This window comes from Aureicoccus marinus, assembly GCF_002954325.1.
Classification (GTDB): domain Bacteria; phylum Bacteroidota; class Bacteroidia; order Flavobacteriales; family Flavobacteriaceae; genus Aureicoccus; species Aureicoccus marinus.
Map to the genome: position 1 here is coordinate 266,894 of NZ_MQVX01000001.1, position 13,995 is coordinate 280,888.

Here is a 13,995-nt window from a genome sequence, read left to right on the forward strand (position 1 = left end):
TTTATTTTTGTGGTATGGATGTTTCCGATTTCCTGCATAATGGAGACAAGAGTTATCTGCCCAATCTCAGTTTGGATCATGTTATTCTGGGGTATGAGGAGGGGCAACTAAAATGCTTGCTCTTGCAGACCAATGAGGGCTGGAATTTACCGGGGGGACTGATTAAACGAACAGAGTCCGTTGAAGAAGCGGTCGATAGAGTGCTTCAGGAACGCACCGGTTTAACGCACGGTCATCGGGAGTTTTTAAGCGTATTCGGAAAGCAAGATCGATCCTTTGCTCAGCAGTGGAAGCAAATGCTCGAGAGTTATAAGCTGGAGTGGAAACCCGAGTTCTGGATTAACGATCGCTTTGTAACGCTGGGCTACTATTCCCTGGTCAATATTCGCGATGTAGAGCCGGTTAAAGGGGAGTATAATCAAGATATCGCCTGGTTCTCTTTACAGGATTTACCCGAAATGTGGATGGATCACAAGGACATTGCTCTGTTTGCTCATGAAAAATTAAAGAGAGACATCAAAGAGCAAATGGCCTCCCATTACCTCCTCAACAGCGAATTCACCATGCCAGAATTGCATCAGCTCCATCAAACTATTTTGGAGCAAGAACTGGACCGCAGTCGGTTCCAAAAGAAGATGTTATCGAGCGGCAAATTTGAACGTCTGCCGCAAAAAAGGACCGATAAACCGGGTCGAGCTCCTTTTCAATACAGGGCAAAATAGCATTTTTAGGGACGTGATTAAGGCTTTGGAATCTGTTTGCTTTTTACTTGTCGTACAGCGAATGAATCGAACCCCAAGAAGATTACTTGGAAAAGACATCAGAAGATGATGTGGAAGAAAGCCCGGCAGTTTTTCCTTTTGAGACTACTTCGCTTCCATCACCTGTACCAACGACATTGGTTACCTACATTTAAGAAGCTGGATTCAATGGGGGAGAAAAGACCTTTATCTGCAACAATAATCTTCTGGACCAGATCACAGAACTGCTCGAAAACAAAGTGGCGGTGGCTTCCCTTAATTATCGTAAAATCCTACCGGACGCTTAAACCGCCTTGTGGATATCTACCGATGACGAAATGGCTGAATCGACCAGTACGGATCTAATCGTAAGAGAAAGCACCAGGGTGCTTGGAATTGCCTTAAATGCCACCCCATACGGTTTGGATCTTGAAGGTCGATGGATGATCGATGTGTTCAGGGAGTAAGATCCAGTATTTAGCTAAAGCGAGGCCTTTTATGGATTAATTTTTCCAGCTAAAAATTCGAAATCTGCAGAAAGGGTCTTTTCGAAAACGGTGTAGTCAAACCACCTCTTCACAAAGGCGAGATTTCAGGCCTCAATGAACAACTACTTTTATTGACATTCTCGCGAATTACCGGGTGTAAGTTTGTCATTATAACAGAGACAACTTCACAAAATTGGAATTTGGCAAAAAGAACCTAGTGGAGATCTAGATTTGAATTGCCGACGTATTTTTCGAACAACAATAAAAGTAATATGAAAGACACAGGAAGATTATTCGCATGGGGCTACGTTGCCTCTGTTGCATTCTTTTTCATTGTACTGACATTGGTAATCACAGCGATGAATTAAAAATGCGGACAGGCCAGGCTATGAGGCCAGAATCCGAAGGTTACAGACTCGATTAAAGTCTGAGGAAAATATAAAACCACGCCCCGTAAGGCGTGGTTTCTTTTTAGGGATTAAATACAAGATCTTCCGGATAGGAGTCCTGACTGATCGGGGTTCCTTCGGTGTTTTCGACCAGTACGGGTTCTTTTTTCTCGGGGGAAGAGGAGGTCGGAAGTAAAAAGCTCAAGCCGAATACCAATAAGACCAGAGCAGCGACCTGGTAAGCCGGTATGGGCCGGTTAGCCAATCTGTTCAAATTCAAGGCACTTTGTTGCGTCCAGCTCCTTTCCGACAGTTGGTAATCACGTTCTGAATCCGTCTGCCGAATGGTCGTGACGAAGGAACGGTAATCCGAGTACTCTTCTGCGGTTAACCATTCTTCTACCATGGGGCGTTCTTTTGAAGTGAGCTCTTCAAAAGATTTATCAGCGATCAGGTCAAAGAGCTCAGAGGGAATATTTTCGTTTTTCATGACTGTTGTGCTATTTCTTCTCTTAATTTTTTTAAGGCGTAAAAAAGCCTGGATTTTACGGTGCCTTCACTGCATTCCAGGTAATCACTTATTTCGGCAATGGTTAGGTTGTTGCTGTATTTGAGCAAAACCACCTCTTTGTGGTCAAAAGACAGACGATTCAGCGCTTTTTGAACCAAGTTTTTCTTAGCGTTGAAGAGAGGTTCTTCAACTTCAAGGGTACTCCAAGATTCCGCTGACTGTTCCACTTGTCGGAGACTGTGGTATCGGATTTCGTTTTTCCATTGGTTTTTGGCGATCGAAAAAAGCCAAACTTTGAGTGATTTGTTCGGATCGAAGAGCTGAGGTTTTCGGAAGACCTTTAAAAAGACGTTTTGGGTAATGTCGCGAGCCAGTTCTGAATCTCCGCTGAGCCAGGTGACAAAGCGGAAAAGGTCCTGGTGATTGCGCTGGTATATCAAAGAGAACACCTCCCGGCTTCCGCTGGAGGTGAACTCTTGCATTAGTCTTTGATCGTCTAAGGGCATCTGAATATGGTCCGGATTCAAATTAGGATTTTTAGTCTGCCCGGTCAAACCAACTCAGTACTTCGTCTTTGCGACCACTGTCCTCGGCAATGCGATTAATAAAAACTAAAGCTTGTTTGTATTTCACTTTTTGACCGGTACGGGCGTAGTGATTGCGCAAGTGCATCAAAGCCGGCAGATAAGTCAAATTCATACGCTCTTTGACCATTTGATCTTCCGGATGGGTTTGAAAGTTTTGCAAGAGATAATCCAGGTAGTACTTCTGCTCAAAATTGGTTCTCATCGCGGCGGTATTATCGAACGGCTGGGCGGAGTACCGAATCACGTTTCCGACCAGGTACATTTTATTCTCCAATCCGAATTGCTTGAAATAATCCAAATCAGTTCCGCCAGAGATGTAGGCTGGACGATTACTGCCACGAAGTACTTCTGCAGCCAGATAATCCGCATAGGCTGTAATATTCTTAAAGTCCTTTTGGAATTTAGCTGGTGATTGAATGCCCAGTAATTTGAGCACTTTTGAGCGGTACTCGTCTTCGGTAGCTAAGATCCATTTGTTGATGACCAGGACATCCGTTCGAATACCAGCGCCGTACTGCAGAACCCATTTTTGCATACTGTCGGTATCGCCATTGGTAATAATGATCCCGTTTTGATCGATCGATTGCAATGCATTGTAGTTCCACTTCAAACTGGCGTTACTGTAAATATTGCTCTGGAGCATTCGAGGAGCGAGATCTTTCAATTTCGCTGATTCAAATTCGGGCACATACACCGCCAGTAGCCAGCCGTAGACTTCCGGTCGATCGGGGTCGATGCGGTAAGCCGCTGCAAAATAGCGGATCGCCTTTGCTCGAGGAGTATTCATCCCCTTGATGTATTGGTAGTCAAAGGTCTCACCGATGTGGGGTTTGGCCTTGACCAGAATGGGGTCTAATTGAGCGTAAAAATCATTCTTGCCATCGGACCAAAGGTCGGGTTGCTCCAGTTGGAGTTTCGCTCGTTCTGCTCGGTAATAATTGGCCCATGCCTCGGTATTGGCCGGACTCTTTTTGAGCTCTTTTTGCCAAAGGGAAGATTGTTCCTCATAGTAAGAAACTGGATGTACCTCTTTAGCAATTCCGAGAATTTTTTTGGGTTTCTGAGCCAAAAGAGAAAAGCTAAACAGAAGGCTCATACCAAGACAGGTAAGGGGCCGAATTGATGTACTCATGTGAAGGGTATTTTGATGTTCGTTTTGAGATAGTACACTTCAAAAATCAAAAGGTTCAAAAGAAGTTGATTGAGTACCTTTCGGTAAAATTGCTCAACCGAATAAGAGCCGGCATGCGCTTCGATTTAAAGAGACTCATTCCTTATACCTATTCCTGGCGAAACACCTTTATTATTGGGTTGTCTTGGGCCGTGGTCAGTGGACAAGCCTTTAAAGTAAATGAGGACTACAGTGTCTTTTTATCTATTTCGGATTATTTAGCAGCAGACGGGCAGCGTCTTGATCAGGTAGGAGTAACCCCAGAGCATCATGTTCCCGCCGAACGAGCTTTGGAGTATGTGCTCACTGAATTAATCAAGTAGTCAGAAGACAATACTAAAAGAAAAACCACAGCCACTGCGCTGTGGTTTTTTATGAAGTCCTACGGCCTGTTTTAGTGAGCCTTTATAAAGGAATAAAATGGGTGTTTTGGGAAAGGGATATTCCTTCAGTTGCCTGTAAAGAGTTAAATGTTAAAATCTATTTTTATTTAGAATAAATATAGATAAGACTAGGTTTTTATGTTTTTGAACTTTAATTTCGACCCCGAATTATTGAAGTTATAACACCATTTAACTATGAAAAATCTGAAATATATTTCCTTGGCTTTGCTAACGGGTCTCGTTTTTATCGCTTGCGAAAAAGAAGATGATGGCCCCGTCGATCCCATCGCAACTTGTACTGATGGGATTCAGAATGGCGATGAAACCGGGGTAGACTGCGGAGGCAGTTCTTGTGCTCCCTGTACGACCGTTACTGAAATCCCCGCGATCTACAGCTTTCAAAGAAATGGAGAATCGACGGTGAGTTTTAGTGGACAAACCACGCGCCTCATGATGGCAATAGAAATTCTTGGACTTCTTAGAGACAATACCTCCACGGAAGCGCAAATTATGGCCGCCTACAATCACCAAGAGGGGGTTGCTGATTTTAGTGATGCGGAATTGAATGCATCAGACAAGCAGGTACGAAACAAAACCGCTGGTTCTTATTTTTTTCAAAACTTCATGCCCTCTATTGCTTCCTCAGCGGTAGTTGCAGATTTTGAAGGCTTTGTAACAGGTCAAGTGAATGAGGTTTTTCCGGCCTGGAACACGGTAGCGGCTGCTGGAAATGCTGGTCAAATCGCCGATGGTAGCTCAACGCGATACGTCAATGCCAAAGGATTGGAGTACGACCAAGCCTTCATCAAAGGCTTAACAGGAGCTTTTGTGGCTGATCAGATCGTAGGTAACTACACTTTTCCGGGGAACCTTGAGCGCTTTGAGGCTGCCAATGACGAAGGAACTATTGTCGATGGCAAATCCTATACCGATTTGGAGCACGATTGGGACGAGGCTTACGGCTACTTCTTTGGTCTAGCAGCCGACGGTGCTAATCCCCTAGCTGCACTACTCGAAGGAGGAACTCCAGGTGATTTCAGCTCAGGCGATGATGAATTCCTATACAAGTATGTAGACAATGTCGAGGCCAACTTTGAGGGTACGGCAGAAACTATTTTCGAAGCCTTCAAAGCAGGTAGAACTGCTATTATAAATAAAGACTATGTCGAAAGAGATGTCCAGGCCGATATCCTACGAGAACAGGTGGCTTTTGTGGTTGCTGTCCGTGCCGTTCACTACCTAAAAGCCGGAGGAAATATGGCTGCCAGTCCCGGGACAAGGCTTCATGATTTATCGGAAGCTTATGGTTTCATCTACAGTCTACAGTTTCTTTTGGAGCCGGGAACCAATGACGAGTTCTATTTTACTCGACAAGAAGTGGAGGACTTCCTGGACACTATTTACAATAATCCAACCAATGGGTTTTGGGGTGTGACAACTGCCGATTTGAATTCGGTAGCAGAGGCCATTGCTGTAAAATTTAGTTTCAGTGTAGCGGAGGTTGAATAACCCCTGCAGAAGCGCTTGAAAATTAAAGCTATTTAGATCAAATAAAATCAAGATAAGGGCGGATTTGAAGCGAACATGTTTTATTTTTGCCTGCCATTTAGAATTAATCTGAATAAAAATGATGAAAGGAAAAGCCCATTGGATCTTAACAATTTTATCGGCTCTTTTTATTTGGGCCTGCTCAAGCACAGGGGATGATACCCCTATAACGGATGATGATGGAGTGTCTCTGACCTTTGATCGGGGAGCGATGCTGGAAAATTGGGCAGACAACATTATTCTTCCTTCTTACAACCAGTTTCTAGTTGATTACGCCGCCTTCAAGGCCGACTTCGAAAGCTTTCAAAATGATCGAAGTGGGTCGAATCTGATCGCCTTGCGTTCTTCCTGGGTAGACGCCTACCTCAGTTGGCAATCGATTTCTCCATTTGAAGTAGGTCCTGCGGAAGACAATGGACTAAGGCTGAATGTCAATACCTACCCTACGGACGTCGCTTTAATTGGAACGCACATCTCCTCAGGGAGCTACAATTTAGACCTTTCCTCCAACCGCGATTCCAAAGGTTTTGCGGCTTTGGATTACCTGATTAATGGAATTGGCGGGAACGATGCCGAAATAGTTCAGGTCTACACCGATGCCATAACAGGGGATGCTCATGTCGCTTATTTAGGGGAGGTAATTAATGATATTGATACCCGGGTGACCACTGTTCGTAATGCTTGGCAAAATGGATACCGCGATACCTTTGTTCAAAACGATGGATCTTCGGCTACGGCTTCGGTTGATCGCTTTGTAAACGATTTTATCTTCTACTACGAGAAATTCCTTCGAGCAGGAAAGATGGGAATTCCTCTGGGCGTTTTTTCTCGTACTCAAACACCAACTTTGGTTGAGGCATATTATTACCCCCAGCTATCCAATCAGTTATTCTTGGCTGGTCTTAGTACAGTTGAAGACTTTTTTAACGGAAAAGCGTTTGGAAGTTCGCGTACCGGAGAGAGTTTAGCCTCTTACCTCACCACTCTTAACCAGATCACTTTACGAAATGATATTCGCAATCAATTCTCCAGCGCCAGAACTGCGGTAAGTGGTTTGGGACCCTTTCGGGCTGAGTTAGAAAATAACAGCCCAGCGGCGGATATGTTTGCCGCATATGATGAAGTACAAGGGGCAGTGGCTCTGTTCAAAGTCGATATGGTTTCGGCCATGAGTATAGCCATTGATTTTGTCGATGCCGATGGAGACTAGATGAAGGACTTAATCCAGACCTATCTTTCAAAGAAATCGGAGGCCGCCACTTTGGCGGTCTTTCGTGTTTTCTTTGGTTTGATGATGGTCTGGAGTCTGCTGCGGTTTTGGTATAACGGATGGATTGAAAGCCTTTACCTGGAGCCTGGCTTCCATTTTTCGTACTACGGATTTGAGTGGGTAAAACCGATCGGAAATTGGACCTACCTCTTGTTTGTAATCTGCGGTATCACGGCCCTCTTTGTAACACTAGGATATAAATACAGGCTTTCTATTGTCGTGTTTTTTCTGTCTTTCACCTATATCGAGTTGATGGACAAAACCACTTACCTGAACCATTACTATTTCATCAGTATACTTTCGTTCTTGCTGATTTTTTTACCTGCAAACGCCTACTTCTCTCTTGATGCCATGGGGAATACCACGAGAAGATTTCAGTTTATCCCTCGTTGGAATGTAGATGCGATCAAAGTTTTGCTGGTTATTGTTTATGTGTACGCTGGGCTAGCCAAGCTTAATTCCGATTGGCTCGTGGAAGCTCTGCCTTTGAAGATTTGGCTTCCGGTCAAAGCCGATACGCCACTGATTGGTGAACTCTTGGGGGAGCCATGGGTGCACTATATGTTTAGCTGGTTTGGAGCCTTGTATGATTTGACCATACCCTTTTTCCTGCTGTATAAGCCGACGAGAAAGGTCGCCTTTTTCTTTGTGGTTGTTTTCCACATCTTGACTCGGCTACTCTTCAATATTGGGATGTTTCCTTACATCATGATTGTCTCTACCCTGATCTTCTTTGACAGCCCCCTACACCAGCAAATCTTGAATTTCCTTTCTCGGCTGCTCCGGATTAAAACAAAGGTGTTTGACAATGGGCTCTCTTACGCGATGAGCTCGGGTTTAAGAAGGAATACAGTCTACGGAGTCGTTTCCTTGTTTTTGCTTGTTCAATTGCTTTTACCCTGGCGGTATCTGGCCTATCCAGGAGAATTGTTTTGGACGGAAGAGGGTTATCGATTCTCTTGGCGGGTGATGTTGATGGAAAAGGCAGGCTACGCACAATTCAAAATAGTCGACGGCAGGACCGGCCAGTGGTTCTATGTAGACAATACCGACTTTTTGACCCCTTTTCAGGAAAAGCAGATGAGTTTTCAGCCGGATTTTATTTTGGAATACGCTCACTATTTAAAAGACCATTTTGAAAGTCAGGGGCATAAAAATATTGAGATCTATGTCGAGAGTAAGGTGACGCTCAATGGAAGGAGAAGCACTACTTATGTCGATCCGAACGTAAACCTGGTGAGTGAAGAAGAGTCATTTCGCCATAAAAAATGGATAATTCCTTTTAAAGATGAGATTAAAGGTATTTAGCACTTTTTGTTTTCTGCTTATAACGGCTACCCTGATGGGTCAAGAACGCCTTAGGGGTCAAGTCGTTGATCAACAGGGTGTACCTGTTGTAGGGGCCGAGGTGTATATCAGGCAAACAGAGACCTTGAGTATATCCGATGAAAAAGGCGAGTTTGTGCTTGAAGCAATCCCCTTCGGGACTTATGACGTGGTCGTTTTTGCCTTGGAGTACCGGGTTTATGAACAGCAACTTGAGATCAATTCGTCTACTGCTCTTCGGATTCAATTACAACCTCTTGCTGCTCAAGAACTCTCGGAGGTCGTTATTACTCAGGAGCGAGAAAAAGTCTTCGCTTTGCAAAAGCTCAAATCGGTTGAAGGTACGGCCATCTATGCCGGCAAAAAGAGTGAGGTCGTTTTGGTGGGTAATATCCCCGGCAACCTAGCGGCCAATAACCCTCGACAATTGTACAACCAAGTCGCCGGCCTGAATATATTCGATTACGGGGATGCAGGACTTCAGCTAAACATTGGCGGCCGGGGGCTCGATCCCAACCGAACCGCCAATTTTAATGTACGCCAGAATGGCTACGACATCAGTGCGGATGCATTGGGATACCCGGAAAGTTACTACACACCTCCGGCAGAGGCACTGGATCAAATTCAGGTGGTTAGAGGAGCGGCTTCTCTGCAGTATGGGCCTCAGTTTGGCGGCCTTATTAACTTCAAGTTCAAGAAACCCAACCCGAATAAAAAGATAGAATGGGTGTCCAGACAAACAGTGGGTTCCTTTGATTTAAAAACCAGTTTCAACAGCCTTACCGGAACGTTAGGGAACTTCAGTTACTACACTTATTTCAATTACAAAGAGGGGAGTGGGTTTAGACCCAACTCCAATTTTGATAGCCGGAACTACTTCGGACATTTTGAATATCAATTTTCTCAAAAAACCAGTTTGGCCTTTGAAGTGACCATGCTCAATTATTTGGCTCAACAGCCCGGAGGATTGACCGATGTTCAGTTCATACAAGATCCTGTATTTAGCAACAGGGAGCGCAATTGGTTTGGTGTGGATTGGAAACTCTATTCCTTACTTTTCAAGCATCAGTTTTCGTCCAATACCGATTTTAGTTTGAACCTCTTTTCATTAGACGCTTCCCGCGAAGCTCTGGGATTCCGAACCAACCGGGTTTCTCAACCGGATGATCCCAACGAACCTCGCGAATTGTTGGCCGACAACTTTCAGAATTGGGGAGCAGAGGCCCGGGTTCTGAATCGGTATAAAATCAACGATTCCGATGCCGTCCTGCTTTTGGGGGCAAAGTATTACCAAACATCGAATGACCAGAGGCAAGGTCCTGGAAGTAATAGCAACGATCCGGATTTCAATTTCGCCGATCAGGATTTTCCGAACTACGAGCGGCAGTCGCAATTTGAATTCCCCAATTTGAATATGGCTTTTTTTGGAGAGAACATTTTCAATCTTTCTAAAAAATTCTCCTTGACCCCAGGTTTTCGGTTTGAATACATCAAGACCGAGAGCGAAGGGAGTTTCCGCAACATCGTTTTGGATCTGGCGGGTAACCCCTTGCTCAATGAAGAGATTGAAGACAACCGTACCTTTGAGCGCAACTTTTTACTGCTGGGACTAGGGGCGTCCTACAAGCCTACAGCTAACTTGGAAGTTTACGCCAATTTTTCTCAAAATTACCGCTCGGTTACTTTTAGCGATATCCGCGTCATTAACCCTTCTTTTCAAATCGATCCCAATATATCGGATGAAGACGGATTCACGGCAGACCTGGGGATTAGAGGCCGCGTAAAGAATGCCTTGACCTATGATGTGAGTGCCTTTGGCTTGCTTTACGACAACCGATTGGGCGAAATTCTCAAGAACGAAACCCGAACCAATGCTTTGGGCGAAGAGGTCGAAACTGGCCGAGTGGTGCGCTTTCGGGGGAATATCGGAACCGCTTTTATCTATGGCTTGGAGTCCTTTGCCGATTGGAATATCAAAGAAGTTGCTTTCCCGGGACTAGAGAAAGCGAAGCTGAATCTCTTTGTCAACTTGGCTCTGACAAATTCGGAGTATACTGATTCCGAGCAGAACAATGTGGAGGGGAACAAAGTCGAATTTATTCCGGAAGTCAATTTGAAGACTGGACTGAATTTTGGTTACGGGAACTTTTTGGGAAGTCTGCAGTATACCTATCTCTCGGAGCAGTTTACAGATGCGACCAATGCTCCTCAGGATATCAATGACAACCAAAGGGGTATTGAAGGGACAATCCCAGCCTATGATATCATGGACCTTTCGTTCTCGTATTCCTGGAAAATGTTCAAGTTAGAGGCCGGAGTCAATAACGTATTGAATAACTCCTATTTTACTCGGCGTGCAACCGGTTACCCAGGTCCGGGAATTATTCCGGCAGAACCCAGAACGTTTTACACCACTCTTCAGCTGAAGTTGTAGAAGGGGGGCGCAGACTTATTTACTGGAGTTGATGGATTCCTTATTTTCTTCTGACTTTAGCTGGGATACCAAGTTTGAAATAGATTCCTTCAAGGTGAATTCAAAGTTCTTTAAGTCGTTGCCCATTTGATCGATCACACTCATGATATCAACAACGGTGGTGGAAGAATCAAAATTGAGGATCTTCTGTAGAAGTGAATTCGCAAAATCAGCGTATTCTTTTTGGTAATTATAAACCTCGGAAATGGCTTGAACGGTCTCAAAATCAAACTCTTGAATGATCCCGGAGATTTTGGCGGCTTCAAAGGCGGTATCATTCAAGTTTGCATAGCCTAAGCCCTTCCAGCCTTTAATTTCCGTGTGCTTAAACACGGTATTCCCAATATAGGGTTTGAGGTAGTCCGATTCTTTTACCTTATTGCGATTTGCATCAAACTCCAGCTCAATCGATTGGTGATATGCATAGGCTGAGTCTAGTTTTGCTTTGTTGTTTTCGAGCTCTTCGATAATAAAGGTGAGGGACTTCTCTTTCTTTTCGTAGGTTTTCTTTTCGCTTTGTTTTTCGCCAGCGTAAACGCCTAGATAAACACCAAAGGCGACAATTAAGAACTCGATGAAGTATTTGGAAATCGTCCTGATATTTAAAACCATATTCTCTCTATTGATCTATTCGTTTGGGTAAATGCGGATCAGGTTCGCTTTAGTATCTTGTGTCTTTATGATGCCAAGCAAATGAAAAGACTTCTTTACTCCCTGTCAGCACTTGTTCTTTTATTGTGTGTTTACGCGGCCTATATTTTAAATTCCACAGGCTTTTTTAGGAAGGTAGAAAATACGAATACCCAGGCAATTCTTCAATCGATTCCTCTCTATGGTACGGAAGATTTAACCGTTAGTCAGCAAGGTGAATTTGTTCTTATTTCTGCCACCAAACGCGGGGTGCAATATCCGGATGCTGATCATCAGGATGGTCTCTATTTTATGGATTTACAAGAGGAAGGGGCAAGGCCGAAATTGATTTCAGGGAATTTTAAAAAGGCGTTTCATCCCCACGGCATCGACATGGTTCGATTAGATAGTAGCCGACACCGACTTTTTGTAATTAATCATGTGGATGAGGTTAATTCGGTGGAGGTCTTTACTTTACATAATCGAGATAGCTTGGTGTTTGAGGAAACCTTGACCGATAAACAGATGTTTAGTCCCAACGATATTGTTGCTCTCGGAGATCGGGAGTTTTACTTTACCAATGACAAAAACGCTAGCAGCACTTGGGGGAAATTTCAAGAGAACTATCTGGGTAAGGCTGCGTGCAAAATCACCCATTATAACGGACAAGAATACCGAACGGTGGCCGACGGCCTGGCCTATGCCAACGGAATCAATTACGATGCAGAAAGAGAGTTGATGTATATCGCTTCCTCCCGGGGATTCTCGGTCAATGTGTACCACAGAGAAAGCAACGGAGATTTGACCTTGCTCAAAAGCATCCCGTGCGATACTGGTGTAGATAATATCGAACTCGATACCAATGGGGATTTATGGATCGGCTGTCATCCCAACTTAATGGCTTTTAAGTCTTACAGCCAAGGCAAGAAGGCAAAGGCTCCTTCTGAAATAATCAGGTTGGTCTACAAACAGGATGGAAGCCACATCCTGGAGTCCTTCTTTGTGGATGACGGCACCAATATTTCTGCCTCTTCAACGGCTGCGGTCTTCCAAAACAAAGTGATAGTTGGTAATGTTATGGATGATCACTTTGTGATTTTGAAGAGGTGATACTTCTGATAGGGACTAGTCAATTTAGGCAGCTTGTCGAGTAATTGCCGCGTTGGGCAATTATATAATTCATACTCAGTAGGTTTTACAATCTTGCATGGCCCTACTATGCTATGAAGACTGTAAAAACCAATACTGGTAGAATTCCATTTTTGGATTTCCTCAGAGGCGTTGCCCTCTTGGGGATCCTACTTATCCACTGCGTACAGCAATTCAACGTACTCTACCCAACTTCCTATGAAGGTCTTTTCGGGGATTTTTTTTCTGGCCAATTTGAAGCCACCCTCAATTTTCTGATCGCCGGTAAATTCATCTTGATTTTTTCTCTGCTCTTTGGAATTAGTTTTGGCTTACAGGCCAAAATGAAAAGGGAATACGACAGTCCCTTGTTTTTTTATTCCAAGAACCTGGTTCTTTTTGTCTTTGGATTTGCGCATTTAATGATTTATTCCGGTGATATACTTTCGAAGTATGCCATTATGGCTGTTGTGCTGTATCTATTAGTCAAGGGGCTTAAGCCGATTTATATCAAGATTCTATTCTTGGTTTTTTTCTTTCAACTCATACCGGCCGCGCTCCTACTTGTGCAGGGGGATTTATTCAAACAAGAGTTGGTAGATCAACGCATTCGAGGTCCTATCTATCAATTCTCAGGCCTCTCTGAGGTGATTTACTACAATATGGAGACCTCTTGGTTACAGGCGTTTACCAAAAAGATGCTCAGTCCGAGGATGCATCGAATTTTTGCTTTCTTCCTTTTGGGGTATCTCATCACCACCTACGATTTAAGGCGATTACTGAAAAGGTCGGAGAATTGGTCTAAACACGTCTTTGTCGTCTTGTCGGTTGCCGTAGGACTTCTGTATTGGATGAAGTTCTATATGGGCGGACTAGGGATAGAAGGAATATTTAAGAACTCCTTCTCTTCGAACGGGTTCATGACTTTTGCGCTTACCCATCTTTGGAAATGGTTTATCCTATTGGTCATTACCAGCTTTTGGATCTGCTCTGTACTGCTGCTTCACCAATCCACTGATCCGAGATCTTGGTTCATAAAGATGTTCTCGAATGTCGGAAAAATGAGTTTGACCAATTATCTGCTGCAATCGATTTTGTGTGTTATCATATTTTACGGCTTCGGCTTTGGGCTATATGCGCTCGGGTTAGAGTGGAGGCTACTCTTAGGAATGATTGTCTTCTTGATGCTGGCTTTCTATTCCACCTATTCCCTGGATCGATACAACTACGGTCCATTTGAAGAGCTGTGGAAGAATCTTTCAAAGTGGGTGTATAGTTTGCACGCTCTGCCATCCAGTGTGATTCCCCTTGGCGTCAAAAAGTATTTAAAGAGAAAGCTTTAGGCTTACTG

The 13,995-nt window shown here is 44.0% G+C and carries 13 protein-coding genes; 9 read left to right on the forward strand and 4 right to left on the reverse strand.

Going from position 1 to position 13,995, the window contains the following annotated elements:
• Positions 1-14 precede the first annotated feature (14 nt).
• A complete protein-coding gene (locus BST99_RS01295; RefSeq protein ID WP_105000195.1) occupies positions 15-722 on the forward strand; it encodes an NUDIX hydrolase in 708 nt (235 codons plus the stop codon).
• A gap of 332 nt (positions 723-1,054) precedes the next feature.
• Positions 1,055-1,207, forward strand: a complete 153-nt coding sequence (locus BST99_RS14255) for a hypothetical protein (RefSeq protein ID WP_181044124.1) — start codon at positions 1,055-1,057, stop codon at positions 1,205-1,207.
• A 492-nt stretch (positions 1,208-1,699) separates the two neighbouring features.
• Here BST99_RS14255 and BST99_RS01300 read toward each other — a convergent pair whose 3' ends face one another.
• Genes BST99_RS01300 through BST99_RS01310 form a run of 3 tightly spaced genes read right to left on the reverse strand, consistent with a single transcriptional unit; the run spans position 1,700 to position 3,847 of the window.
• Positions 1,700-2,107 carry a hypothetical protein gene (locus BST99_RS01300; RefSeq protein ID WP_105000196.1) on the reverse strand — a complete coding sequence of 136 codons (408 nt, stop codon included), beginning with the start codon at positions 2,105-2,107 and terminating at the stop codon, positions 1,700-1,702.
• The gene (locus BST99_RS01305; RefSeq protein WP_146106171.1) at positions 2,104-2,655 is read right to left on the reverse strand and encodes an RNA polymerase sigma factor; all 552 of its coding nucleotides are present in this window, start codon (positions 2,653-2,655) and stop codon (positions 2,104-2,106) included. Before BST99_RS01305 ends, BST99_RS01300 begins: the two co-directional genes overlap by 4 nt.
• Before the next feature lie 10 nt (positions 2,656-2,665).
• Positions 2,666-3,847 carry a hypothetical protein gene (locus BST99_RS01310; protein ID WP_146106172.1) on the reverse strand — a complete coding sequence of 394 codons (1,182 nt, stop codon included), beginning with the start codon at positions 3,845-3,847 and terminating at the stop codon, positions 2,666-2,668.
• On the opposite strand from BST99_RS01310, the gene BST99_RS01315 reads away from it, so the two are divergent.
• From BST99_RS01315 to BST99_RS01335, 5 genes are all read left to right on the forward strand, one after another.
• The gene (locus BST99_RS01315; RefSeq protein WP_105000199.1) at positions 3,838-4,209 is read left to right on the forward strand and encodes a hypothetical protein; all 372 of its coding nucleotides are present in this window, start codon (positions 3,838-3,840) and stop codon (positions 4,207-4,209) included. The genes BST99_RS01310 and BST99_RS01315 overlap by 10 nt on opposite strands.
• Before the next feature lie 255 nt (positions 4,210-4,464).
• On the forward strand, positions 4,465-5,778 hold the full coding sequence (locus BST99_RS01320; protein WP_105000200.1) for a DUF4856 domain-containing protein: 1,314 nt from the start codon (positions 4,465-4,467) through the stop codon (positions 5,776-5,778).
• Between the two features lie 118 nt (positions 5,779-5,896).
• Complete coding sequence (locus BST99_RS01325) at positions 5,897-7,027, forward strand: imelysin family protein (RefSeq protein ID WP_245916151.1); 1,131 nt, start codon at positions 5,897-5,899, stop codon at positions 7,025-7,027.
• On the forward strand, positions 7,028-8,395 hold the full coding sequence (locus BST99_RS01330; protein ID WP_105000201.1) for an HTTM domain-containing protein: 1,368 nt from the start codon (positions 7,028-7,030) through the stop codon (positions 8,393-8,395).
• On the forward strand, positions 8,376-10,847 hold the full coding sequence (locus BST99_RS01335; protein ID WP_105000202.1) for a TonB-dependent receptor domain-containing protein: 2,472 nt from the start codon (positions 8,376-8,378) through the stop codon (positions 10,845-10,847). The genes BST99_RS01330 and BST99_RS01335 overlap by 20 nt, the downstream gene beginning before the upstream one ends.
• Before the next feature lie 15 nt (positions 10,848-10,862).
• On the opposite strand, the gene BST99_RS01340 is transcribed toward BST99_RS01335, so the two are convergent.
• Positions 10,863-11,498, reverse strand: a complete 636-nt coding sequence (locus BST99_RS01340) for a hypothetical protein (protein ID WP_105000203.1) — start codon at positions 11,496-11,498, stop codon at positions 10,863-10,865.
• A gap of 81 nt (positions 11,499-11,579) precedes the next feature.
• Between BST99_RS01340 and BST99_RS01345 the strand changes: the two genes are divergently transcribed.
• Together BST99_RS01345 and BST99_RS01350 are read left to right on the forward strand one after the other, a co-directional pair.
• A complete protein-coding gene (locus BST99_RS01345; protein WP_105000204.1) occupies positions 11,580-12,626 on the forward strand; it encodes an SMP-30/gluconolactonase/LRE family protein in 1,047 nt (348 codons plus the stop codon).
• 113 nt (positions 12,627-12,739) lie between these two features.
• Positions 12,740-13,987, forward strand: coding sequence for a DUF418 domain-containing protein (locus BST99_RS01350; RefSeq protein WP_105000205.1), 1,248 nt, complete (start codon positions 12,740-12,742; stop codon positions 13,985-13,987).
• The last annotated feature ends 8 nt before the right edge of the window (positions 13,988-13,995 follow it).